Consider the following 23515-nt stretch of genomic DNA (forward strand, 5'->3'; position numbering starts at 1 on the left):
CCTCGGTGCATCCGGCTCGGTACGGCTCAGTACGGCCGAGTCAGGCCGATCGGAGCCGGGCGGTCGGGCGACGACGGCGGTTCCTCATCGGCCCGGTAGTTGTCCTCGAACTCCTGCCGTTCCTCGATCTTCTTCTTGATGCGGCCAAGGCCCGGTAGCGCGCCGAGCATCTCGTTCAGTTCCTTCGACACGTCGAGCAGGTCGCGGAGATCCGGGGCCACCGTGCCGAGGGTGTCCAGGATCGGGACGATGTCCTGCCGCATCTTCTCGGCCAGGTCGGGCAGCGTGTCGACCAACTGCACGATCGCGTCCACCTCGACCGGGCTGGTCGTGTCGGCCAGCCGGGCCAACATCGGCTCCAGGCGGGCCAGCACGGGCTGGTAGCCGTCCAGGAGCGGTGTGATCCGGTCGGTCAGCACATCGGCCCGTCCGACCACGGTCTCTACCCGGGACACCACGGTCTCGGTCCGGATGACCACGCCGGCCGCGCGCCGATTGGTCGTCTCGACCTCGTCCATGAGGGCGGCCACCCGAACCATGATCATCTCCACCTCACCGACGATGGTCACCAACCGCGGCACCAGGCCGATCGCGGTCTCGATGGCGCCGTAGCCCCGGCCGGCCAGCTTGAGCAGATCGTTCGGTCCTGGAATTCGCATGCCCGGCAGTTACCCAATCGCCGGTCGATTCACCATCGGTTCAGCCGTTCCTGCCGCCGGGCCGTCCGTTCGACGGCCGCGTGATGTGGTTCACCGCCTCCGGTGTTGGTCGGAGCCGGTCGGGCGTGACTATGCTCGAACGAGCTCAAGAGTGTCAGCGTCAAGATCCGGCTCGCTGACCGGCAACCCTTCTCCGCGATGGGGTGCCCCGGAGATAGAGCCGGCCGGCTTGTCCGGCAATTCGCGGCTCTGCTCCCAGGGCCTTCTTCGCCCGAGAGGACAGCTCCGTGTCGATCCCGCCGCCGGCCCGGCCGACCGTCGACTTCACCGTGCGCCAGGCCTTCGTCATGGACGAATCCGGCGACTTCGGGCCGCCGACCGACCTGCAGGTGACGGGCGGCCGGATCGCCGCGATCGGTCCGGATCTGCCCCGCAATTCGCTCGACGTGGACCTGAGCGGATGCTGGCTGATGCCGGGTGTGGTCGACGCCCACCTGCACGCGGTCACACACAGCTTCGACGGCTGGGAACAGCTCAACACCCCGTACAGCTACCGGATCACCGAGACCCTCGACGCGCTACGGCGCACCCTGGCGGCCGGCGTGACGTTCGTCCGCGACGCGGGCGGTCTGGACGCCGGGGTTCGCGACGCTGTCGCCGCCGGCCTCTCCGAGGCACCGGAACTGCAGGTCAGCGTCGTGCCGCTGAGCCGGACCGGCGGCCACGGCGACGGTTTCCTGGCCGGCGTCGGGCGACCGTACCCGGTTGACGGGATGCTGCCGGACTACCCGGGACGGCCCCCGCACGTCGCCGACGGGGTGGACGAGGTGCGACGCGTGGTGCGCACCATCCTGCGCAGCGGGGCCGACTGGATCAAGATCATGGCCACCGGCGGCGTGATGTCGGCCGGGGCCGGGGAGTTCCCGGCCGAATTCACCGGCGAGGAGCTGACCACGGCGATCGTCGAGGCGGACCGCCGGGGCAAGCCGGCGATGGTGCACGCCCTTGGCGGTCCGGCCATCGGGCAGGCCCTTCGCGCCGGAGCCCGTTCGATCGAGCACGGACTCTGGCTCACCGAGGCCGACGCCGACCTGATGGCCTCCACCGGGGCCACCCTGGTCCCGACACTCGGGATCTACGCCCACCTGGCCGAACTCGCGGCCACCCCGGGCGCGCTCCCCGCGGCCACCGCCGACCGAGCCCGCGCCGCCGGAGTCGCGTTGGGCGATGCGGTCCGGATCGCGCGGGCGGCCGGCGTTCCGATCGCCCTCGGCACCGATTTCGCCCATCGTGACCACCACGGGCACAACCTCACCGAGATAGCGCATCTCGTCGCGGCCGGCCTCACCGTGGCCGAGGCGCTGGTGGCCGCCACCTCGGCCGGAGCCGATCTGTGCGGGGTGGGCCACCTCACCGGGCGGCTGCGGGTCGGGTACCGCTTCGACGCCGTCGTCCTGGACGCCGATCCCAGCGACCCGGAGACCTTCCGCTCGCCGGAGTCGGTCGGCGGCGTCTTCGCGGCCGGTCGTCCGGTGCGCCCCCACCCGCGGTGGCCCATGTCCCGATGTTGATCGCACCCGCCGCATGCGCCCCCTCACGAGCACTCCAGGAAAGTTGAACCCCATGTCCCAGAACATCTCCCGTCGTCAGCTACTGAGATTCGGCGCCGGCAGTGCCGGCCTGATGATCATCACCCCGATCATCGCCGCCTGCTCGACCCCGAGCACACCCATCGCTGCGTCGTCGACGCCGAGCACATCCACCGCCGGCGGGTCGGCCGGGTCGTCAGGTGCCTCGTCCGCACCCGGCTCGGCGACGGCGACGGCGACGGCCGCGACCGGCGGCGGCTCGGGCACCCTGAAGTACGCCCGCACCACCGGCCCGACCAGCCTGGACCCGCACAACACGATCGCCTCCGGCGACGTCTACACGCTCAACCAGATCTTCGAGCCGCTGTACGTCACCGACGTGAAGGGTGAGCTGAAGCCGCATCTGGCCACCGGGCACACCGTCTCGGCCGACGGGAAGACCTACACGTTCACCCTGCGCAAGGGGGTCACCTTCTCCGACGGCTCCCCCCTGACCGCGAAGGATGTCGTCTACTCGCTGCTGCGCTCGCGTGACTTCCCGAAGTCGCCGCTCGGGTTCCTGGACAGCGCGATCAAGACCGTCACGGCCAAGGACGATCTCACGGTCGTGGTCGTCCTGAAACAGCCGTGGGCACCGCTGATCTCCGACATCTCGGCGTTCTCCAACTCCATCGTCCCGGACAAGTTGCAGGGCAAGACGGCAGCCGCCTTCTTCCAGGCCCCGATCGGAACCGGCCCGTTCACGCTGACCTCCTGGACCAAGGGCGGCACCGTGGTGCTGGCGCGCAACACCAGGTACTGGCAGTCCGGGCTGCCGTATCTGGACGGGGTGGAGTTCAGCATCGTCAGCGACGACAACCAGCTGGTGCAGCAGTTGCAGGGCTCGCAGGTCGACGTCATCGATTCGGTGCCGCCGGCGAACGTCGCCGACATCAAGTCCAACTCGGCCCTGACGCTGATCAACGCGCCGCAGTGGTCGGTCGACCTGTTGCTGTTCAACGAGAAGGTCGCCCACTTCGCGGACCGGCACGTGCGGCGGGCCATCTCCCACCTGGTCAACCGCAAGCAGATCTCGCAGGCCGCCACCTTCGGGACCGCCCAGCCGGCCGACTCGTTCTTCCCGCCCAGCATGCAGTACTACGACGGCACGGTCACCGTGGCCGGTTACGACGTGGACGCGGCCAAGGCCGAGATCGCACAGTCCAAGTTCGCCCAGGGATTCAGCACCGAGATCCTGGTCCCGTCCTCGGACCAGGCCTGGAACCAGACGGCGCAGATCCTCCAGGAGGCGCTCAAGGCCATCAACATCACGGTCAAGATCCGGTCGATCGAGACGGCCGCGTACAAGAAGGCGTTCTTCGGTTTCGACTACGAGATCGCCATCAACAACGCGATCAACGACATCAGCGACCCGGACGAGATGGCCTCGTTCCAGATCGACGACGTCAACGGCGGATCCACCTCGTTCTGGACCGGCTACCACAACCCGGCCGCCATCAAGCTGGTCACGCAGGCCGAGGCGGAGCTCGACGACAGCAAGCGCAAGGCGCTCTACAAGCAGATCCAGCAGATCGTCGCCGACGACGTGCCCTACGTCCCGATGACCTATCCACCGGTGTTGAAGGCGCTGCGGGCCACCGTGACCGGGTTCGAGGTCAACCCGTCGGGTGCCGTGCGTCTGGAGAACGTCAAGCGGTCATGACGGAGCTCTCCCGACCGGAGCCGCGGACGGATGGACGGGCCGACCCCCGCCCCGCGCGTACGGGCGGCCCGTGGGCCTTCGTCGGGTGGCGGCTGCTGCACGCGGTCGGCGTGATCGTCGGCGTCGTCGTCATCACCTTCCTGCTGCTGCACCTGATCCCCGGCGATCCGGCCCAGTCGATGCTCGGCAACCGGGCCACTCCGGAGGCGGTGGCGGCCCTGCGTCATCAGTGGGGTCTTGACCGGCCCTTGTGGGACCAGTTCGGCACGTTCGTGGCTCGCCTGTTCACCCACGCGGACACCGGCGATTCGCTGTTCTACCAGGTGCCGTCGCGCTCCTTGATCTTCCCGCGGATCGGCGTCACCTTGGAGCTGGTGGTGCTGGCCGGCGTGTTCAGCATCCTGATCACCGTTCCGCTGGCCATCTGGGCCGCGGTGCGGAAGGACCGGTTGGCCGATCAGGTGATCCGGATCATCCCGTCGATCGGCGCCGGCCTCCCGGCACTGTGGGTCGGCCTGCTCCTGATCGTCCTGTTCGGCGTCCATCTGCACTGGTTTCCGGTCGGCGGCGCCGGTCCCGGCCCGTGGCTGACCTTCCGCGGGCTCGTCCTGCCCGCGTTCACCGCGGCCGTCGCGATCGTCCCCGTCCTGATCCGCAGCCTGCGGGCCGGGATGCTGGACGTTCTCGAGTCGGACTACATCGCGGCGGCCCGGGCCAAGTCGCTCAGCGAGACCCGGGTCCTGCTGGCGCATGTCGCCCGCAACGCCGCCGTGCCGACCCTCACCCTCCTCGGGTTGAACCTGGCCTACCTGGTCGGCGGAACGGTCGTGGTGGAGCGGGTGTTCGCCATCGACGGGCTGGGCAACCTGTTGTTCGACTCGATCAGCAATCGCGACTTCCCAGTGGTGCAGGGGGTCGCGCTGTTCTTCGCGGTGGTCGTCGTCACGGTCAACCTGCTGACCGACCTGGCCTCGTCCGCGGTCGACCCACGGTTGCGCCTGCCGGGAGGCGGCCGATGACGAGCCCCGCCCCGGCCGACACCTTCTCCCGCCGGGAATCGCTCGGGTCCCGGATGCGCCACAGCCGGCCCTTCGTGACCGGGACGATCCTCACCGGCCTCGTCGTACTGATCGCTGCGTTCGGGCCGATCTGGCTGCAGGACACCAGCTATCAGGACCCGAACGCCCTCTTGTCCGGCCCGAGCGCGGCCCACTGGCTGGGCACCGACCAGCTGGGCCGTGACCTGCTGTCCCGCCTGGTCTCGGCCGGACGCACCGACCTGCGCATCGCGGTGGTGGCGCTGCTGTTCCCGGCCCTGTTCGGCGTCGCCGTCGGCACGCTGGCCGGCTACTTCGGGGGCTGGTTCGACACGGTGGTGCTGCGCCTGGTGGACGTGGTGGTCGCCTTCCCGTTCTACGTACTGATCATCGCCCTGGTGTTCGTCGTCGGCCCGGGCGAGAGCGGCATCTACACCGCGCTGGCCCTGGTCGGCTGGGTCAGCTACGCCCGGATCACTCGCAACGCGACGTCGATCGTGGCCGGGGCGGACTGGGTCGTCGCCGCCCGGCAGGGCGGTCTGCGCCCCTCCCGGGTGATCTTCCGGCACATCGTCCCGCACACCGCGACCCAGGCCGTCGTGTTGTTCGCTTCCGACGTGGTGGTGGTCATCGTCGCCGTCATCACGCTCGGCTATCTCGGCCTGGGCATCTCGGCGCCGACTCCCGACTGGGGCAGCATGATCTTCGAGAACCGCTCGTTCATCACCACCAAGTGGTGGCTGCCGGCCATGCCGGGCTTCGCGGTGGTCATCACCGGGCTCGGGTTCTCGCTGCTCGGCGACGGCATCGCCGACGTGTGGCGGGTGCGGAAATGAACATCCTCGACTTGGCCGGGCTCGGCGTGTCGTTCCCGGCCGGCCCCGACCGCCGGGAGGTGGTCTCCGGCTTGGACCTGGAGTTGCCGGCCGGTGCCACCCTGGGCATCGTCGGCGAGTCGGGCAGCGGCAAGAGTGTCACCCTGCGCGCGCTGATGGGCCTGCTGCCGTCCGCGGCCCGGGTGGAATCCGGCACCCTGTCGATCGGCGGGATCCCTGTCCCGCTGGCCGGCCGCGGCCTGCGGGCCACCCGGCGTCGGCGCCTGGCCATGGTGTTCCAGGATCCGCTGGCCGCGCTCGACCCGCTGATGACCATCGGCGATCAGATCGCCGAGGTCCCGCGGCGCGTCTTCGGCGAGTCCAAGCGGGCGTCCCGGGCGGTCGCGGTCGACCTGCTCGGTCAGGTGCGGATCCCGGACCCGGAGCGGCGGGCCGGCTCCTATCCCCACGAGCTGTCCGGCGGCCAGCGGCAACGGGCCGTGATCGCCATGGCCCTGGCCGCTCGGCCGGAGATCCTGCTGTGTGACGAGCCGACCACCGCCCTCGACGTCACCATCCAGGCCGAGATACTGGATCTGCTGCGGCAGTTGCGCGGGCAGTCAGACCTGTCGATGATCTTCGTCAGCCACGACCTGGCCGTGGTGAACTCGATGGCCGACCGGATCCTGGTGATGCGGTCCGGGCGGGCGGTCGAGATCGGCTCCGCGGAGCAGGTGATCGAACGGCCCGGGCAGCCCTACACCCGGCAGCTGCTCGACGCGGTGCTCGAACTACCGGACGCCGGCGCCCCCGCCCCGGTCGTCCTGGGAAAGCCCCGACCGGTGCGGCTCCGCGCCGACGGGGTCAGCGTCAGCTACTCCGGGGTGCAGGCACTGGATGCCGTCGGCCTTCAGGTCGGGGCGGCGAGTATCCACGGGCTCGTCGGCGAGTCCGGCTCCGGGAAGACCACGTTGGCCAAGGTGCTGACCGGCCAGCTGTCCCCCGCCGCCGGATCGGTCGTCCTGGACGGGCAGGTGCTCCCGGCTGTCCGTGGCCGCGCCCAGCTACGGCAGATCCAGATGATCTACCAGGATCCGTTCGCCTCCCTGGACCCGAGAATGACGGTGCGGCAGACGTTGTCGGAGCTGCTGCGCCTGGTCGTGCGGATGCCTCGACCCCGGATCGAGGCCAGGTGCGTCGAACTGCTGGACCAGGTGTCGTTGCCGGCGTCGGCGTTGGACGGATATCCGGGGCAATTCTCCGGCGGCCAACGCCAGCGGATCGCGATCGCCCGGGCGCTGGCCGTCGAGCCGACCGTGCTGGTCGCCGACGAGCCGACATCGGCCCTCGACGTCTCCATCCAGGCGGCCGTCCTCGACCTGCTGGTGCGGCTGCGAGACGAGTTCGACCTGACGATCGTCGTCATCAGCCACAACCTGGCCGTCATTCGGCACATCTGCGACGACGTCTCGGTGCTGCGGGACGGCGTGGTCGTCGATTCCGGCACCGCGACCGACGTGCTGGACCACCCGCGGACCGAGTACACCCGGCAACTGATCCGGGCGGTCCCCCGCCTGAAGAAGGACATCGCATGACGACCCACCCCACCCCGGCATCCCTGCTCGACCTGGAGGTGGTCGGTCCCTCCGGCGTCGTCGCGGCCGAGGCCGCACTGGCCAACCTGCTGGGCACCACCCACGACGTGCTGCTGGTCCAGGCCGAGGCCATCGTCGCGCTGGAGGCCACGGCCAAAGGGCTGGGCCGGCCCGGCGTCCGAGCCCTGAACGTGGTCACCGGTCCGTACGGTGCGCTGTTCGGACGGTGGCTGGCCGCCACCGGTGCGGCCGTGACGACCCTGGAGGTGCCGTTTCACCGGGCGGTGACGGCCGCGGACGTCGCGGCCGTCCTGGCCTCGGACCGGTTCGATCTGGTCGCCCTGGTGCACGCCGAGGCCGCGACCGGCAGCGCCAACCCGCTCGACGAGATCGCCCCATTGGTGGTCGCCAACGGCGCTCTCCTGGTGGTCGACGCCGTCGCATCGATCGGGGGTCATCCGGTGACGCCCGACGAATGGGGCGCCGATGTGGTGGTGATCGGCGCCCAGAAGGCACTGGCCGGGCCGGCGGGGGTGTCGGCCCTGTCGATCAGCCCTCGGGCCTGGGCGGCGATGGCCGGCAATCCCGGCGCGCCCCGCGAATCCATCCTGTCCCTGCTCGATCTGCGTGACGGGTGGCTCCGATCCGACCGCGCCGCCCTGCTGGGCACCCCGTCCTCGCTGGAGACCACGGCGCTGAACCAGGCTCTGGCCCGGGTCGAGCAGGAGGGGCTGGGTTCGGTGATCAGCCGTCATCGGGCGGCGGCCGCAGCCAGCCGGGCCGGGCTGCGACAGCTCGGCCTGACCCCGTGGATCGCCGACGACCACGCGGCCGCGACCGTGGTGACGACCTTCGCCGGGACCGGATCAATCGCCGACCTGGTGACCGCGGCCCGCGCCGCCGGCGCACGATTCGTGACGGCCGCCCCTGGTGTCCTGGCCTCGACCACCGGGCGGATCAACCACACCGGTCGGGCCGCCGACCTGGACACCGTCCTCGACGAACTGCGGGCCCTGGGCGACACCCTCGGCCGCCCGACCGATCCGGTGACCGAGGCCGCCCGGCGGACCTGGGCGGCGACCATCTGATCAGGGCCGGCTGATCAGGGCCGGGCTCGATGCGGCGCGTAGGCCGACCCGGCCTACCCTGACCGGGTCACACCGAGGTGCACCCGAGGGAGATCCGATGCCGCGCTCGCTGATCCTGTCCCGCCGCGATCTGGAGTTCCTGCTGTACGAATGGCTGGATGTCGCCGCCCTCACCCGGCACGAACGGTTCGCCCCCCACAGCCGCGAGACCTTCGACGCGGTACTGGATCTGAGCGAATCGATCGCCACCGAGGAATTCGCGCCGCTGAACCGGGCGGCCGACCAGCACGAGCCCGAGATCGGCCCGGACGGGGCGGTGGTACTGCTCCCGGAGATCGAGAAGGCGCTCGGCGCCTACGAAGCGGCCGGGCTGCGGGCCGCCACCTTCGACCACCGATTCGGCGGCCAGCAGTTGCCGATCACGGTGCACCAGGCCGCCTCCTGCTACTTCCAGGCGGCGAGCTGCGGCCTCTTCGCCTATGCCTTCCTCTCCATCGGAAACGCCAACCTGATCGTCGCCCACGGCAGCCCGGAACAGATCGCCCGGTACGCGCAGCCCGTCATCGACGGCCGGTTCTACGGGACCATGTGCCTTTCCGAACCGCATGCGGGGTCGTCGCTGAGCGACATCACCACCCGGGCCGTCCGGCAGGAGGACGGCACCTACCGCCTGTTCGGCACCAAGATGTGGATCTCAGCCGGCGACCACGAGCTCGGCGAGAACATCGTCCACCTGGTCCTGGCCCGGGTCGAAGGCGCACCGGCCGGGGTGAAGGGCATCTCCCTGTTCATCGTGCCCAAGTACCTGCTCGAGGCCGACGGCGATCCCGGTGAGCGCAACGACGTGGCGCTGGTCGGTCTCAACCACAAGATGGGATTCCGCGGCACCACCAACGCGTTGCTGAACTTCGGTGAGGGTCTCGCGCGGCCCGGCGACCGGCCGGGCGCGATCGGCCACCTCGTCGGCCAGGAGAACAACGGCCTCCGATACATGTTCCACATGATGAACGAGGCCCGGATCTCGGTCGGGGCGGGCGCCGTCGCCCTGGGCTACACCGGCTACCTGCACTCCCTGGAGTACGCCCGGACCCGCACCCAGGGCCGTCCGGTGAACGACAAGGACCCGTCCTCGGCTCCGGTCCCGATCATCGACCACCCGGACGTGCGTCGTATGCTGCTGGCCCAGAAGTCCTACGCCGAGGGCGGCCTCGCCCTCGTGCTGTACTGCGCCCACGTGGTCGACACCGAGCAGGTCACTACCGACGCGCGCGAGAAGCAGCGCCTGCACACCCTTCTCGAGGTCCTGACGCCGATTGCGAAGTCCTGGCCGTCGCAGTGGTGCGTGGCCGCCAACGACCTGGCCATCCAGGTCCACGGCGGTGCCGGCTACACCCGCGACTACCCGGTCGAGCAGTTCTACCGGGACAACCGGCTCAACTCCATACACGAAGGCACCCACGGCATCCAGGCACTGGACCTGCTGGGACGGAAGGTGACCATGGACCACGGGGCCGGGCTCGCCGTGCTGGTCGACACCATGCGGGCCACCATCACCCGGGCCAGCCCGGCACTGCGGGGCCAGGCCGACACCCTGGCCGCGGCGGTCGACCGGCTGGTCGCCGTGACCGCGGACCTGTGGCGGGACCGGGACAGCGCGGCTGCGCTGGCCAACGCGACGGTCTATCTCGAGGCCGCCGGGCACGTCGTGCTGGCCTGGATCTGGCTCGAGCAGCTCCTGGTGGCCGACGGACGGAGTGGCGCGTTCTACGACGGCAAGCGGGCCGCCGGGCAGTACTTCTACCGATTCGAGCTCCCGACGGTGAACTGGCGGTTCGATCTGCTGGCCGGACGGGACCGCACCACCTTGGACCTGGACCCGGCGGTGCTCTGAGCCGATTCGGCGATCCCGCACCGGGGTACTGATCCGAGATGTCCGCCCACGGCCAGCCCGAAGAGTCGTCGACCGCGAGACGGGACGAAGCCGCACGCGGGGAGAGCCCGATCGAACAGCTGGACCGCAACTGGGCGGATCTGCTGCAGGAGTTGCGGGTACTGCAGACCGGCGTCCAGTTGCTGACCGGCTTCCTGCTCACCCTCCCGCTGCAACAGCGCTTCGCCGGATTGACCGCGGCCCAGGAGAACATCTACCTGGGCACGGTGGCCCTCTCGGTGGCCGCGACCGTCGTCCTGATCGCCCCGGTCAGCCTGCACCGGTTCCTGTTCCGTCGGCACGCCCGGCGGGCTCTGGTCCAGAGCACCCATCGACTGGCGCAATTCGGCAGCCTGCTGCTCGGATGTGCCGTGGTCGGTGTCGTGTTGTTCATCTTCGACATCGTCCGGGGCCCGACGACCGGCGTGGTCGCCGCGGCCCTGACCGCGGTCCTGGTCCTCGCGCTCTGGCTGGCCCTGCCCCTGAACAACCGACAACGGCCACCGCGGCCGGCCGAGCGGGATCGCCCGTGACGGCCTACATCGGAACGTCGGGCTGGAGCTACGACCACTGGATCGACGTGCTCTACCCGCGCACGGCCTCGAGCCGGGGCCGGCTGGATCACTACCTGCGCGAGTTCTCCACCGTCGAGTTGAACAGCAGCTTCTACCACTGGCCGCGGGATTCGACCTTTGCCGGCTGGAAGTCGCGGCTGCCACCCGGATTTGCGTTCGCCGTCAAGGCCCCGCGCGGACTGACGCACGCCAAGAAGCTCCGCGACCCCGAGGTCTGGATCGAACGGTTGCGCACCGGTCTGCACGAGCTCGGCGACCGCCGCGGTCCGTTGCTCGTGCAGCTGGCCCCGCAGCAGCAGCGGGACGACGCCCGGCTCGAGTACTTCCTGTCCAAGGTCCCGCCCTGGATCAGGGTCGCAGTGGAGTTCCGTCACCAGAGTTGGCTCGACGACTCCGTGTTCGCCCTCCTGGAGCGGCACGGGGCCGCCTACTGCGTGATGAGTGGCGCCGGGCTGCCCTGCGTCCTGCGGGCGACGGCATCGTTCGTCTACGTCCGGCTGCATGGTCCCGATCACGAGCACCTGTACGGGGGTTCGTACTCCGACGACGACCTGCAGTGGTGGGCCGCTCGGATCCGGCAGTGGCGGCAGGACGGACGAGAGGTGTTCGCCTACTTCAACAACGACGGCGGCGGGAACGCCGTCCGCAACGCCCGGTACCTGCGGGATCTCACCCGCGAGATGTGAGCGGCCGCGGTGGCCGAAGACGGCGGCCGGTTCGACGTTTCGTCGATCCGCTCACGGGCATACTGACTTCATGGAACACGAGCAGACCTACGAAGAGCACGTCGCCGAACTCGAGGAATACAGCGAGGCCATCCACGATCCGGCCATCACCCCGGAGGAGAAGGCCGAGCTCGAGAAGGTGGAGGCGGCCAAGCCCCTGGGCCCGGACGAGGAGATCTGACCAACCGGCCCGGCCGGGCCGCCTCACGAACGCCGGACGCCGGGACGGTTGTGCCCCAGATCACAATGCGGTGATACTGGTGGCCCGTCCCGACGAACCGACGAAAGCAGGTCCGAGATGACGATTCGGCTCAATCCTTACCTGAGCTTCCGCGACACAGCGCGATCGGCCATGGAGTTCTACCACTCGGTGTTCGGCGGCGAGCTCACCATGAGCACCTTCGCCGAGATGCACGCCAGCGAGGACCCGGCCGAGGCCGACAAGATCATGCACGCCATGTTGGTGGCCCCCAACGGCCTGACGCTGATGGCCGCCGACACGCCGAACAGCATGGACTACGCGCCCGGCGGGAGCTTCTCCGTCTCCCTCAGCGGCGACTCCGATGCCGACCTCCGCGACTACTGGGCCAAGCTGTCCGAGGGAGCGACCATCACCGCTCCGCTGAACCAGGCGCCATGGGGCGACACCTTCGGCATGTGCACCGACCGGTTCGGCATCAACTGGCTGGTGAACATCAGCGCTGCGTCCTGACGTGACCTACCGTCAGTGACCGCCGAGTGGCACCACGACGTAGGGAACCTCGCCGTCACCGTCGTCCGACCGGCGCGAGGCGTCCGCACGGTCGCCCTCCGGCCAGTCCATCGGTCCCTGGCTCGCGGCCGAGGCCAATGCCCCCGCTTCGGTGTCCGACCCGACGGCTCCGGTGTCCGGCGCGACGGCTTCGGTGTCCGGCGCGACGGCTGGCCCTGGTCCGTCCGGCTCGGTCGTCTGGGCCCCGGTCGGATAGACCGATACGAAGAATCCGCCCTGCACATCCTCGGGAAGCCCTGAGGCACCGAGCCGCTCCCGCGCAGCGGTGAGGACGTCGTCGGTGGCGGCCACCTGGAACTCGATGAACTGATTCACCGACAGATTCGACAGGAGGTAGGTCTGGTGGGTTGTCATGGTTACCCAGTTCCCGGCCGCCCTTTCGTTGAATCAGAACGGAAGGCCCGCAACGGGTCCACGTCGATCCACGGCAGCGGGCGGGGCGACCCGGAAATGACGGAACCCCGCACCGGGAAGGTGCGGGGTTCGGTCCTGCGGTGGTCTGCGTCAGACGAAGACGCCCTGCTGTCCGGCCAGGACGATCAGTTCGTTGCGCTCGCTCACGGTGGCAGCATTGGCGATGGCGAACTCGATGGAATTCCGGTACTGCTCACGCCGCAAACGGCGCTCGCGGATGACGGAGAGGATCTTCATCATCGCGAAAGCCCGTTCATGGTGCGCTGATGCAGGACGATGAGCTCGTCACGCATACTCGGCGACGAGGCGGACTCGATCGCTCGACGGATCTCGCGGTTGCTGCGGGCCACTCGCCGACGGCCACGGAAACCGCTGGTACCACTGGTACTGCTGGACATCAGAAAAATCCCTTGCTGTTGTGCTGGTGATGCGCTTGCCCTCTTCGGAACACCTGCGCTCAGGCCGGAGTCCCGGTTGGACCTCGGCCGATCGAGCGACGGGAGTAACTCCGTCATACAAGTAGGACGCGTGAGGCCCCCGGTTCGGTACCGAAAACGACCACGATCCGCGGTGATTCCGCTCACCCGGATCTCGCCCCTCGCCCGGACTCGCTCAGCTCGACGCGTGGGACGAGCGGGGCACGCCGGCGGGTCAGCTCACGCAGATGCTGGGCGAAGCCCTCTGGGGCCCGCCCGACCAGCCGTCCGCTGGTCAGCACCGGGCCGGCCCCGGTGGCGACCACTCGGGCGCCCAGACGACGCACGGCCTCGACCAGCAGCCGGTCCTCGTGAGCCGAGATCGGGAGGAATCCACCCGCGCGGAGGTAGCAGTCCGCTCGGATCCCCAGGTTCGCGCCGTGGATGTGCGGATGCCCGTCCGCCAGCCGGTGCTGGCTTATCCAGCGGGCCACCATCTTCTCGTTGACGTCCTGCGGATCCGGTCGGACGGTGCCGAGTAGCAGGTCGGCGCCGGCCTGCGCCTGTCTCAGATGGGTCAGCAGCCAGTCGGCGGGCACGGCGGAATCGGCATCGGTGCAGGCGATCCAGATCTCCCGGGGATCCCGGCCGGAGGTGGCCAGTCCGTGAGCGATACCGCGCCCGCGAGCGGCCCCGACACTGCCGTCGTCGGCCGTCAACGCCTGGACGGCGTCCCACTGCGCCACCACCTCGGCCGAGCGGTCCGTACAGCGGTCCAGCACGACCAGGACCCGGACCATAGGCGGCCGGGCCGACTGAGCGGACAGACGGTTGCGGGCGACCTCGAGCGCAGCGAGCGCGCGGGGCAGATGCAGTTCCTCGTTCCGGGCCGGAATCACCACGAGCATCTCGGTGATCGTTCCGCCACCGACCGAGTCCGCACGGTCGAAGGGACTCACCCGAGCAATCCGCTCTCCCGAGCCACGGACCGTCCGGGGGGCCGGACGAGGACGTCCAGCCGGAAGTCCTCCTCCTCGTGGCGGGCCAGGACCACCAGGCCGGCCTCGCCCTCGAGAGCCCGGTGCACCTCGTCACCGCCGAGCGGATACTCCGGCACCGGATGACGCCAATGACAGGCGACCAGCACGCCGTCCTCGGTCAGGCTGCGCGCGGCGCGATCGATCAGCCGCGCCAGGTCGGCCGACGAGCAGTAGTACGCCATCTCCGACAGCACGATCAGGTCGAACTGCGCGTCGGGCCACTCCTGGGGCACCGTCCGCCGTTCGAATCGCACCCAGGGTGCGTCCGCCAGCCGGGTCCGCGCCGCCGCCAGCGGCACCTCGGAAATATCGGTGGCCAGCAAGGAGTCGCAACGAGCGGCGAGTTCCGCGGTCAGCACGCCGATCGAACACCCGGGCTCGAACGCGCTCCGGAACCGACGACGCGGCAGTGCGGCCAGGGTCAGGGCCCGTTTCCGCTCTTCGTACCAACGGGTCTCGAAACCCCACGGGTCGCTCTGCCCTTGGTAGAACTCGTCGAAGAAGTCACCGTCCAGGCTGCGGCCGTCCGACCCGGTGGTGCTCGTCGAGTCGGGCGAGGGCCCCGACGGCATCACGAAGATCTCGTAGGGCCGGTCGAAATGACGGGCGAAGTCCGGACCGACGACGGCCTCGTCGCCCGGCGCGTCCGAGAGCGGATCGGTCTGGGTGACGTGCCGGGCGAGCGCCGCGGCCTTGGCCCGCTGGTCGTCGGCCCCCAACCCGAGCCGCACCATCGCCGGGTCGAATCCGTCCGGCACCGCCCAGTGCCACGCCCAGATCGGATACTGCAGCAGCACCGCGCCCCGACGGAGCGCTGCCCGTTCGGCGGCCGCGCCGACGGCTTCGTGGTCCGGGTGTCCGTCTCTCGACCACGGTGAGACCAGGAGCGTATCCGGACCCGGGACGGCGTCCGAGATCGCCGCGGTCAGGTCCTCGACGCGCTCGGCCAGACCGCCGTCCGGCCACCCAAGGAGCTGGACCGAAGCGCTCGGGGCCACCAGTTCCAGGGCGGCGAACACCTCGGCCCGTCGGCGGGTGGCCAACTCGTCCGGAGTGTGGGTCGTCGACGCCGGGTGGGAGTTCTCGCCCGACGTGGCCACGATGACTCCGGTGGGGATGCCCTGCCGGTGCGCGGCGGCGAGAAGGCCACCGGCGCCGAGGGTTTCGTCGTCCGGATGGGCCGACAGCACCACGACGTGCCGGTACCTCGACAGCTCGAGCATCGGCAGGTCAACACCGCTCAGATGGCGGGCCCACTCCGTCTCCGGGGTGCCCGGGTCACGGTGGTCGAATTCGGGACGGCGTTCGGCCGTCACCACGGGCGAACCCCGGCCGCCAGGTGTCCGCCCAGGGCCGCCTCGTCACGTTCGGCGTGGTGCTGGCGGACGTAGATCTCCAGATCGGCCACCCGACGGGCGTGATGCTCGTTCTGGGTCAGCGGCGCCGGCCCGAGGGCGTGCCCGACCCGCCTGATCGTCTGTTCGGCCGCGCCCGCCACCAGTCCCCGGGTGCGGGCGGCAACCACCACCCCGGCCACGCCGTCGGCCTCGCCCCGGTCGATCGCCCGGGCCGCGTCGAGCAGGGCCAGGCGAGCCCCGGTCAGGGCGAGATCGACGGCCCCCAGATGCATCTGGGTGATCTGGTCGGCCGGCCGTTGGACGCAGCGCTCCCACAGCAGCCGGGCCACCCCGACCGCACCGCCGTACCAGCAGGCGGCGACACCGGCCCCGCCCCAGGCGAACCCCGGACGTTCGAGATACCAGCCGTCCGCTCCGATCGGGATCGCCGGCGCGTCGGTCAGGACGATCGGTCCGGAGGGCACCGCGGTCAGGCCCCGGCTGAACCAGCCTTCGTCGGTGGTGCGCACGCGTCGGTCCCTCAGGTCGACGGCGAACAGCCGGCGATGCTCTCCCGGTGTGTGCGCGGTGACCAGCGCGTGGGTCAGGCGGCCGGCCAGCGAACACCAGGGCTTGGTCCCGTCAAGGCGCCATCCGTCCTGGCCCGATCGGGTGGCCTGTACCCGCAGCCCAGGACCCTCAGCCGCGAAGACACCCCAGGTCGATCCGGGCCCGGCGTCGACGGCGGCCAGGTCACGCTCCGGATCGACGCCGGCCTCGTCCAGGATGGCCAGGGCATCGAGGTGCGCCTCCGCGACGCGGGCCGCCGTGAGGTCGATCGCGGCCAACGTGGCCAGGACCGACCATCGTTCGGTGGTGCGGCCGGCACCCGGGGCGGCGAGGAGGCCGCCCACCCGCCGGGCCAGCTCGATCGCGGCATCGGCGTCACCGTCGACGCCGGCCGCCCATTCGGCCACCGACGGGCCGAGGTCGGATGCATCCCGGACGCCGCCGAGGTGGACGGCCCCTTGGTCGGTCGGGGCATTGAGGGTCTGCATGAGGTTCTCCTGACGACGCCGCCGCTGACCGGTCGACGCGATCGACCGGCGCCGGCCCCGGACGCGGCCCGTTCGAGGCCACTGGCTGGACCTCGTACTCGGCTGGCCGGTACCCGCGCCCGTCTCGCCCAAACCCGAGGGTGGGAGCACGGGCGGTGATGCGGTGTCGCGGGCGCCGGGAGCGCAGGTCAACCCGGTAGGTTCGGTCGATGAGCCACGACTCTTCCCTCAACCGATCGACCCTTGCCGTCTGTGCCGGACGGCCGGCCCCCGCCCCCGGGGGCCCGCTCAATACCGGCGTCAGCCTCTCGGCCACGTTCCATGCCGGCACCGAGGCGAACTACCTCCGCCAGGGTGGCAGCGAGATCACCCGCGCCTTCGAGGCCGCCCTCGGTGAGTTGGAAGGCGGTCGGGCGCTGGGCTTCTCGTCCGGTATGGCGGCGATCGCCGCCGTCGTCGAGCATCTGCCGACCGGCAGCACGATCGTCGGTCCGCTCGCGGTCTACTCGGGCACCAGCATGCTGTTCGACGAGCAGGAACGGCTGGGTCGCGCCAGGGTCCGCCGGGTCGACATCAGTGACACGGAAGCCGTTCTGGAGGCGCTGCGGCTGGATCCGGCGCCCGACCTGTTGTGGATCGAGACGCCGACCAATCCGACATTCGGCGTGGCCGACCTGCCGGTGCTCATCGAGGCCGCGCACGCCGTCGGCGCGCTGGTCGCGGTCGACTCGACCTGGAACTCGCCGATGGTGCTGCGCCCGTTGGAATACGGCGCCGACGTCGTCATGCACTCGGCCACGAAGTATCTGGCCGGCCACTCCGATGTCCTGATGGGCGCGCTCGTCGTCGCCGACGACGAGGTCTTCGCGCGGCTGAAGGCGCGACGGGATCTGGGCGGCGCGACCCCGGGGGCGCTGGAAACATTCCTCACGCTCCGCGGGATGCGGACGCTGTCGGTGCGAATGGACCGGGCCCAGGCGAACGCGGGCGAGCTCGCCCGGCGGTTGACGTCCCACCCGTCGGTCGAGCGGGTGCTCTATCCGGGCCTCCCGGACGATCCGGCCCACGATCGAGTGACCCGTCTGCACGACGGATACGGCGCCATGGTGTGTTTCCTGGTCACCGGTGGGTCGGCGGCGGCCGACCGAGTGTGCGAGCGGGTGCACCTGATCACGCACGCCACCAGCCTCGGCGGGGTCGAGTCCTTGATCGAACGACGGGCCCGGTACGCCGTGGATGCCGCCAACGGCACGCCGGAGAACCTGATCCGCTTCTCGGTCGGGATCGAGGACGTGGACGATCTCTGGCACGACCTGCAGCAGGCCCTGATCGACTGACCGGACGTGCCGGCCGGGCCACCGCCACCCCCCCGGGCGCGGCCGCTCAGGGCGATCGGAACGAGGCGGCCGACTCCTCCAGCGTCGCCCGGAACTGCGACCACCAGGCTTCATCGCGTTCGGGCAGATTGCTGCCATCGGCCCGCAGCCCGGCGCGTCCGTCGATCAACTCGCGGACGATGTCGGCCTGACCGGCGTGACGATCGGCTTCGGCGATCATGTGCACCAGCACGCGGTGCAGCGTGACCTCGCTGCGGTCGGGCGGCCACCAGGCCACGTGACCGGGACTGTCCAGGTCCAAGGCGTCGATGGTGGCATCGGCGTGGGCCCACGCCCGCTCCTGGAACGCCAGGACCATCGGCCGGGTCCGCTCGGCCGGCACCCACATGTCCGCGTTGGTCTCGGCGTCCTCGTCCAGCCAGGGCATCGGTTCGGGGAACGGACGCCCGAAGGTCTCGCCGAAGTAGCTGACGCCGACACTCGCCACGTGCTGGACGAGGCCCAGCAGGTTGGTGCCGGTGCCGGTCAGGGGGCGTCGCACGTCGTACTCCGACAGCCCATCCAGCTTCCACACCAACGCCTGCCGGGCCCGGCGGAGGTAGTCGTGCAGAACTGTCTTCTGATCGTCAGTGGCCATGCCCTCAGCGTGCCCGGCGGCGGCCGACCCGGCAAGCCACAGCCCGGACCGCACTCAGGCCGAGAGCTGCAGCATCAGCTCGGAACCTTCGCCGTCGGCCGACATCTGGGCCTTCAGCCGGGTCAGGGTGGCCCGCAGGATCCGGGAGATCTGCATCTGGCTGACGCCGATCGCTTCACTGATCTGCTGCTGGCTCTTGTCCTCGAAGTACCGCAACCACAGCACTTCCCGTTCGCGTTCGGGCAGCGCGGCCAGCGCCCGCTGCAGGATCATCAGATTCTCGGCCTGCTCCAGGTCGTGATCGGCCTCGGGACTGGCGTGCTCCACCACACGGTCGTTGACCGACTGCAGGTCGGTGCTCAGCATCCGGCAACTCGCGGCGGCCGCTCGCTGCTTGCGCATCTCGTCGACGTCGACCCCGGCGGCAGCGGCCACCTCGGCGTCGGTGGCCGGGCGTCCGAGATACTGCTCCAGATCGGCCGACAGGGCCGAGGCCTCGGCCCGGAGCTCCTGCATGGCCCGCGGGATGCGGATCATCGTGCCGTGGTCGCGGAAGAACCGCTTCATCTCGCCGATGATGGTCGGGAACGCGAACGGCAGGAAGTCGGTGCCGACCTCGGGCCGCCACCGCTTGACCGCCTTCACGAGCCCGAGACGGGCCAACTGGTGAAGGTCTTCGAAGTCGACGCCGCGGTTCCGGTACCGGCGGGCGAGAGTTGTGGCCACGGTGAGGTGGCTGCAGATCACATCGTGCTCGGCCGCCCTGACGGCGGCGGCGGACCCATCGGCCCTGGCCTTGACCAAGCGCTCGAGGCCGGCTCTCTGCTCGGCATCGGTGTGTCGTTGGTTGGTCGTTCTGACAACAGTACTCACGCCATGGTCCCTTCAAATACGACCCGTGCGCGGCACTCTGTTGTACCGATGAATCTACAAGGAGACTAACGCGATAACGGCCCTACGACAAGCTCCGGGTCCGGCGAGAATGTGGGTTGCGGTTCCTTCGCAGGTCACTCGCGGTGAAACTCGGCAAATCGGGCCCACGTATGGGCGAGTAAAGCGCGAGAAATAGCCCCGTCCAAATTCGACAGGCTGACCAGGCCGACCAGTCGGCCGGAACCGTCGACCACCGGCAGCACCCACAGCCCGGCGTCGTCCATCTCGCCCAGGATCGATTCGACGGGCGCGTAGTGGGCCACCGCCGCCGGATGCCGGTCCATCACCGCCCCCACCGGGGCCGACCGATCCGTCCCGGCCGCCACCGCGGCCAGCACCCCGGTCACCGTCACCGTCCCGAGCAACCGGTTGTCCGGCCCGCGGACCGGCAGGGCCGGGAGGCCGGAGCCGGCCAACAGGCCGGCCGCCTGCTCCAGCGTCGACTCCGCCTCGACCGCGACGAACTCGCAGTTCATCAGGTGTCCGGCGGTCGGCGGAGGCCTACTCGTCAGCCCGACCAGGGCTGGTGGTGCCAACCGATGCGCCTGGGGCGAGCTGTTCATCAGCCGCCTCCCGGCCGGTCAGGACTTCTTCTTCTTGCCGATGCTCGGGAAGCGCTTCTTCACGGCCGCCTTGACCTTCTTCTGCTCCGCCGGCGTGCCGTTCTGCGCGACCCGGGCGAGCGCGTTGCGAGCGTGCGCCTTGTCCGGGATGGGGTACTTGCGCTTGCCCGGCAGGGCGAACGACTTCCGGCCGAGCTTCTTCCGGTCCTTGGTTGTCAGTTCCTTCGCCATAGGGGAACCGTTTCCCTGGGCGCACGGCGTACAAACGAACTTCCTTATGTCCTACAACTCTCAATCATTCGACGGTCAAGCTACTTGCCAGCCGACCGAGAGGACGTGGATCTCGATATGATCCGTCGGCGAACAATTTCGATATCGACCCGAACGCGCTCGGTACCCGGCGGCCGCTCCGGTCAGGTCCTTTCGTGCGGGGAGGGCTCCTGCACCGCTCGCGCCTCGGCCAGAACGGTGGGCGCCAGCGCCGTCGCGATCAACGCGTAGCCCGCGCTGGACGGATGGAAGCGGTCGGCGCTGAACAGCGCGGGGTCAAGGGCGAACGCGGCCACGGTCTCGGCCAGGTCGGCCACCACCGCCCCCTCACGGCGCGCCACCTCGGTCTGGGCCTGCCGCAGCACGGCACTCCCGGTTCTGACCAGCAGGCGGAACTCCGGAGGCACACCCGGCACCACACTCAGATCCGGCGCCGGCGTGACGACCACCCGCGCGCCCGCTCCCCGGAGCGACCGCACGGCCGTACCCAGCGACCGGGCGGCCTGTTCCGTCGGGACGAACTGCGTCAGGTCGTTGGCGCCGATGATGACCAGGGCCAGCCCGATCCGCCAGGCGGTCGCCCTGAGCACCTGCTCGGCCAGGTCCCCGCTGCACGCCTGCGGGACAGCGAACGTCTGCACGACGGCATCGACGTCCGCCGCCCGGAACCTCGCCATCAGCCGGGCGCCGACCGCCTCGGACGGGTCCGCGGCGCCCTGCCCGTAGGCGATCGAATCGCCCAGGACGCCTACCCGCAGGGTGGCGCTCAGGCCGAGACCGAGCGGCGCGGGAGCTTCCAGTTCGGCCGCACGAAGTGGCACGTGTACCCGTTCGGATAGTGCTCGAGATAGTCCTGGTGTTCGGGCTCGGCCATCCAGAAGTCGCCGGCCGGGGCCAATTCGGTGACCACCTTGCCGGGCCACAGCCCAGACGCGTCGACGTCGGCAATGGTGTCCTGCGCGACGCGCTTCTGCTCCTCGTCCAGGTAGAAGATCGCCGACCGGTAGCTCAGGCCGATGTCGTTGCCCTGGCGGTTGCGCGTGGTGGGGTCGTGCACCTGGAAGAAGAACTCGAGCAGGTCACGATAGGTGGTCTGCTCGGGGTCGAAGGTGATCTCGATCGCTTCGGCGTGCGTGCCGTGGTTGCGGTAGGTCGCGTTGGGCACGTCGCCACCGGAATAGCCCACCCGGGTCGAGATCACTCCGGGACGGCGACGGATGAGGTCCTGCATGCCCCAGAAACATCCTCCGGCCAGGATCGCCTTTTCCGTCTTCTGCGTCATGTTCTCGTGCTCCTTCTGGCCTACGTCTACGGACCTTTCGATTATGCCCGCGTACCTCGTCGGCCGACGGGGTGTGTAATACCCCTGCTCGGCCGAACGGATCACCTCGCGTGGTTCCGGCTATCGCGAGCGGACCGTCAGGAGGTCACCATGCAGCCCAGCCGCCCCGGCCGGACGGCAGCCCAGTTGTCCTCGGACCACCCTTTCTGGGTGCACCCGGCCGACTCGTTGGCCGTGGCCGCCCGGACGCTGGCCAGGGCCGGCTTCCCGCTGCTGCCGATCTGCGACGAACACCGGCGGCTGGTCGGAACGATCACGGCGGCGACCCTCCTGGCCACCTTCGGCGCCGGTGCGGCCCACGAGCAGGCGGTGTCGGAGGTCCTGGACCCCGATCCCCCGGTGATCGCCGACTACGCGGGACCGGAATGGGTGCTGACCGAGATGATCGACGCCCGGACGTGGGTCCTGCCGGTGATCGACGCCGGCGACCACCTCGTAACCCTGATCAGCCTGCACGATCTGACTCCCGTCATCGGGGCGGCCGTGCTGGCCGATGCCTGGCGCCGGATCACTGCTCGCGGACCGTGATCCGTCGGCGCGGACGGTCGGACATTCGCTCGGTTGCCACTTGCTGCCCGTCCTCCGCACGCGCACATTTGAGGCATGACGTCGCCCATTGCCGTGACTTTCCTGCGCGACACCGGCCACGGCGGCGAACCGGGCCAGCCGCAGGCGATCGCCGCCGCCCTGGCCGAGTTCGTCGACGCCGCGCGGAACTCGATCGACATGGCGATCTACGACTTCCGGCTGTCCGATGCGCTGGCCGAGATCGTGGTCGGCAGGCTGATCGAGGTGGCCGATGGGGGCGTGTCGGTGCGGATCGCCTACGACCACGGCAAGCCGGCCGATGCGACGGCCGCCGATTTCGCCGCTCTGGAAGCCGACCCCGCGCCGTCCGGCACCGCGCGATGGGTGGCCGAGCACTTCGGCGGGTCAGCCGTGCGGATCGCCGGGATCGATGCCGGTTCGCAACTCATGCACTCCAAGTACGTGGTCCGTGACGGTGCCGCGGTCTGGACCGGGTCGACGAATTTCACCGACGACGCCTGGACCCTCCAGGAGAACGACGTCATGGTCATCGAGGCCGAGCCGGTGGCCGCGGCCTACGAGCGCGACTTCGTCGCCCTGTGGGACAGCGGCGGGATCAGGGGTACCGGCCGTGGCGACAACGGGTCGGTCACGCTCGAGAACTACGGCGTCTCGTGGGATTTCGCCCCCGGGGACGGCCGGGAGATCGACGCCGAGCTGGTGTCGATCGTGGACGGAGCGGCGACCCGGCTCGTCCTGGCCGGCATGGTCATCACCTCGCACCCGCTGCTCGCGGCCCTGGCCGCCGCCATCGAGCGTGGAATTCCGGTGTCGGGGATCTACGACAGTGGCCAGATGGGGCCGATCGCCGCGAACTGGGATCCCGGATCGGCCGTGCTGGCCGACTGGACCGCCGTCTCCGCGCATGTGGCCGACAAACGGTCCTACCCGTACACCCCGACGTCGCCGCACAACTTCATGCACCACAAGGTTCTGGTCGGCGACGACACCGTCGTCACCGGCAGCTACAACTTCTCCGCCAACGCCGAGCGCAATGCCGAGAACCAGGTGCGCATCACCGATCCGGCGCTGGCCGGCGAGTACGTCGACCACATCGCCCTGATCGCGGCCGCCTACCACCAGCCGTCCTGAT

General features: G+C 69.9%; 26 protein-coding genes and 1 riboswitch. Of the genes, 14 read left to right on the top strand and 12 right to left on the bottom strand.

The window, feature by feature from the left end; genetic code table 11:
* Positions 1 to 26: 26 nt before the first annotated feature.
* Positions 27 to 659, bottom strand: a complete 633-nt coding sequence (locus BLS97_RS21075) for a hypothetical protein (protein WP_090480187.1) — start codon at positions 657 to 659, stop codon at positions 27 to 29.
* 143 nt (positions 660 to 802) lie between these two features.
* Positions 803 to 909: riboswitch (SAM riboswitch) on the top strand.
* 37 nt (positions 910 to 946) lie between these two features.
* On the opposite strand from BLS97_RS21075, the gene BLS97_RS21080 reads away from it, so the two are divergent.
* From BLS97_RS21080 to BLS97_RS21125, 11 genes are all read left to right on the top strand, one after another.
* Complete coding sequence (locus tag BLS97_RS21080) at positions 947 to 2230, top strand: metal-dependent hydrolase family protein (RefSeq protein WP_090480190.1); 1284 nt, start codon at positions 947 to 949, stop codon at positions 2228 to 2230.
* 52 nt (positions 2231 to 2282) lie between these two features.
* Positions 2283 to 3950, top strand: coding sequence for an ABC transporter substrate-binding protein (locus tag BLS97_RS21085; RefSeq protein WP_157695592.1), 1668 nt, complete (start codon positions 2283 to 2285; stop codon positions 3948 to 3950).
* Complete coding sequence (locus tag BLS97_RS21090; protein ID WP_090480196.1) at positions 3947 to 4969, top strand: ABC transporter permease; 1023 nt, start codon at positions 3947 to 3949, stop codon at positions 4967 to 4969. Before BLS97_RS21085 ends, BLS97_RS21090 begins: the two co-directional genes overlap by 4 nt.
* Positions 4966 to 5823 (top strand): ABC transporter permease, encoded by an 858-nt coding sequence (locus tag BLS97_RS21095; protein WP_090480199.1) that lies wholly within the window; start codon positions 4966 to 4968, stop codon positions 5821 to 5823. Before BLS97_RS21090 ends, BLS97_RS21095 begins: the two co-directional genes overlap by 4 nt.
* Complete coding sequence (locus tag BLS97_RS21100) at positions 5820 to 7397, top strand: dipeptide ABC transporter ATP-binding protein (RefSeq protein ID WP_090480202.1); 1578 nt, start codon at positions 5820 to 5822, stop codon at positions 7395 to 7397. The genes BLS97_RS21095 and BLS97_RS21100 overlap by 4 nt, the downstream gene beginning before the upstream one ends.
* A complete protein-coding gene (locus tag BLS97_RS21105) occupies positions 7394 to 8485 on the top strand; it encodes an aminotransferase class V-fold PLP-dependent enzyme (RefSeq protein WP_090480205.1) in 1092 nt (363 codons plus the stop codon). Before BLS97_RS21100 ends, BLS97_RS21105 begins: the two co-directional genes overlap by 4 nt.
* A 97-nt stretch (positions 8486 to 8582) precedes the next feature.
* A complete protein-coding gene (locus tag BLS97_RS21110; protein WP_090480208.1) occupies positions 8583 to 10376 on the top strand; it encodes an acyl-CoA dehydrogenase in 1794 nt (597 codons plus the stop codon).
* A gap of 38 nt (positions 10377 to 10414) precedes the next feature.
* Positions 10415 to 10948: a DUF6328 family protein gene (locus BLS97_RS21115; RefSeq protein ID WP_090480210.1), complete on the top strand. Its 534-nt coding sequence runs from the start codon at positions 10415 to 10417 to the stop codon at positions 10946 to 10948.
* Entirely contained in the window at positions 10945 to 11676 is a 732-nt protein-coding gene (locus BLS97_RS21120) for a DUF72 domain-containing protein (protein WP_090480213.1), read from the top strand. Before BLS97_RS21115 ends, BLS97_RS21120 begins: the two co-directional genes overlap by 4 nt.
* Before the next feature lie 70 nt (positions 11677 to 11746).
* Positions 11747 to 11896: a hypothetical protein gene (locus BLS97_RS23100; protein ID WP_157695593.1), complete on the top strand. Its 150-nt coding sequence runs from the start codon at positions 11747 to 11749 to the stop codon at positions 11894 to 11896.
* Positions 11897 to 12013: 117 nt separating this feature from the next.
* Positions 12014 to 12427, top strand: coding sequence for a VOC family protein (locus tag BLS97_RS21125; protein WP_090480216.1), 414 nt, complete (start codon positions 12014 to 12016; stop codon positions 12425 to 12427).
* Between the two features lie 12 nt (positions 12428 to 12439).
* Here BLS97_RS21125 and BLS97_RS21130 read toward each other — a convergent pair whose 3' ends face one another.
* From BLS97_RS21130 to BLS97_RS21145, 5 genes are all read right to left on the bottom strand, one after another.
* Positions 12440 to 12841: a hypothetical protein gene (locus BLS97_RS21130; RefSeq protein WP_090480219.1), complete on the bottom strand. Its 402-nt coding sequence runs from the start codon at positions 12839 to 12841 to the stop codon at positions 12440 to 12442.
* A 150-nt stretch (positions 12842 to 12991) separates the two neighbouring features.
* Positions 12992 to 13141 carry a hypothetical protein gene (locus BLS97_RS23105; protein ID WP_157695594.1) on the bottom strand — a complete coding sequence of 50 codons (150 nt, stop codon included), beginning with the start codon at positions 13139 to 13141 and terminating at the stop codon, positions 12992 to 12994.
* Between the two features lie 340 nt (positions 13142 to 13481).
* Positions 13482 to 14276, bottom strand: a complete 795-nt coding sequence (locus BLS97_RS21135; protein WP_197676299.1) for a glycosyltransferase — start codon at positions 14274 to 14276, stop codon at positions 13482 to 13484.
* Entirely contained in the window at positions 14273 to 15673 is a 1401-nt protein-coding gene (locus tag BLS97_RS21140; protein WP_197676300.1) for a bifunctional PIG-L family deacetylase/class I SAM-dependent methyltransferase, read from the bottom strand. The genes BLS97_RS21135 and BLS97_RS21140 overlap by 4 nt, the downstream gene beginning before the upstream one ends.
* Positions 15670 to 16752, bottom strand: a complete 1083-nt coding sequence (locus BLS97_RS21145; RefSeq protein ID WP_090480221.1) for an acyl-CoA dehydrogenase family protein — start codon at positions 16750 to 16752, stop codon at positions 15670 to 15672. Before BLS97_RS21145 ends, BLS97_RS21140 begins: the two co-directional genes overlap by 4 nt.
* 209 nt (positions 16753 to 16961) lie before the next feature.
* Between BLS97_RS21145 and BLS97_RS21150 the strand changes: the two genes are divergently transcribed.
* A complete protein-coding gene (locus tag BLS97_RS21150; RefSeq protein ID WP_090480224.1) occupies positions 16962 to 18089 on the top strand; it encodes a trans-sulfuration enzyme family protein in 1128 nt (375 codons plus the stop codon).
* A gap of 46 nt (positions 18090 to 18135) precedes the next feature.
* Here the strand turns inward: BLS97_RS21150 and BLS97_RS21155 are convergent, their stop codons facing one another.
* The 6 genes from BLS97_RS21155 to msrA all read right to left on the bottom strand — a co-directional run bounded on the left by BLS97_RS21155 (position 18136) and on the right by msrA (position 21774).
* Positions 18136 to 18726 (bottom strand): DinB family protein, encoded by a 591-nt coding sequence (locus BLS97_RS21155; RefSeq protein WP_090482847.1) that lies wholly within the window; start codon positions 18724 to 18726, stop codon positions 18136 to 18138.
* Positions 18727 to 18780: 54 nt separating this feature from the next.
* Positions 18781 to 19599, bottom strand: a complete 819-nt coding sequence (locus BLS97_RS21160; protein ID WP_090480227.1) for a sigma-70 family RNA polymerase sigma factor — start codon at positions 19597 to 19599, stop codon at positions 18781 to 18783.
* A 134-nt stretch (positions 19600 to 19733) separates the two neighbouring features.
* On the bottom strand, positions 19734 to 20222 hold the full coding sequence (locus tag BLS97_RS24310; protein ID WP_090480230.1) for a CBS domain-containing protein: 489 nt from the start codon (positions 20220 to 20222) through the stop codon (positions 19734 to 19736).
* Between the two features lie 18 nt (positions 20223 to 20240).
* Positions 20241 to 20453: a DUF6582 domain-containing protein gene (locus BLS97_RS21170; RefSeq protein ID WP_090480233.1), complete on the bottom strand. Its 213-nt coding sequence runs from the start codon at positions 20451 to 20453 to the stop codon at positions 20241 to 20243.
* Between the two features lie 182 nt (positions 20454 to 20635).
* A complete protein-coding gene (locus tag BLS97_RS21175) occupies positions 20636 to 21313 on the bottom strand; it encodes an SGNH/GDSL hydrolase family protein (RefSeq protein WP_197676301.1) in 678 nt (225 codons plus the stop codon).
* The gene (gene msrA, locus BLS97_RS21180; RefSeq protein WP_090480236.1) at positions 21259 to 21774 is read right to left on the bottom strand and encodes a peptide-methionine (S)-S-oxide reductase MsrA; all 516 of its coding nucleotides are present in this window, start codon (positions 21772 to 21774) and stop codon (positions 21259 to 21261) included. The genes BLS97_RS21175 and msrA overlap by 55 nt, the downstream gene beginning before the upstream one ends.
* A 150-nt stretch (positions 21775 to 21924) precedes the next feature.
* On the opposite strand from msrA, the gene BLS97_RS21185 reads away from it, so the two are divergent.
* Together BLS97_RS21185 and BLS97_RS21190 are read left to right on the top strand one after the other, a co-directional pair.
* Positions 21925 to 22362, top strand: a complete 438-nt coding sequence (locus tag BLS97_RS21185; RefSeq protein WP_090480239.1) for a CBS domain-containing protein — start codon at positions 21925 to 21927, stop codon at positions 22360 to 22362.
* A 75-nt stretch (positions 22363 to 22437) separates the two neighbouring features.
* Positions 22438 to 23514: a phospholipase D-like domain-containing protein gene (locus BLS97_RS21190; RefSeq protein WP_090480241.1), complete on the top strand. Its 1077-nt coding sequence runs from the start codon at positions 22438 to 22440 to the stop codon at positions 23512 to 23514.
* Position 23515 lies beyond the last annotated feature (1 nt).

It is taken from the genome of Nakamurella panacisegetis (assembly GCF_900104535.1).
Taxonomy (GTDB): Bacteria; Actinomycetota; Actinomycetes; order Mycobacteriales; family Nakamurellaceae; genus Nakamurella; species Nakamurella panacisegetis.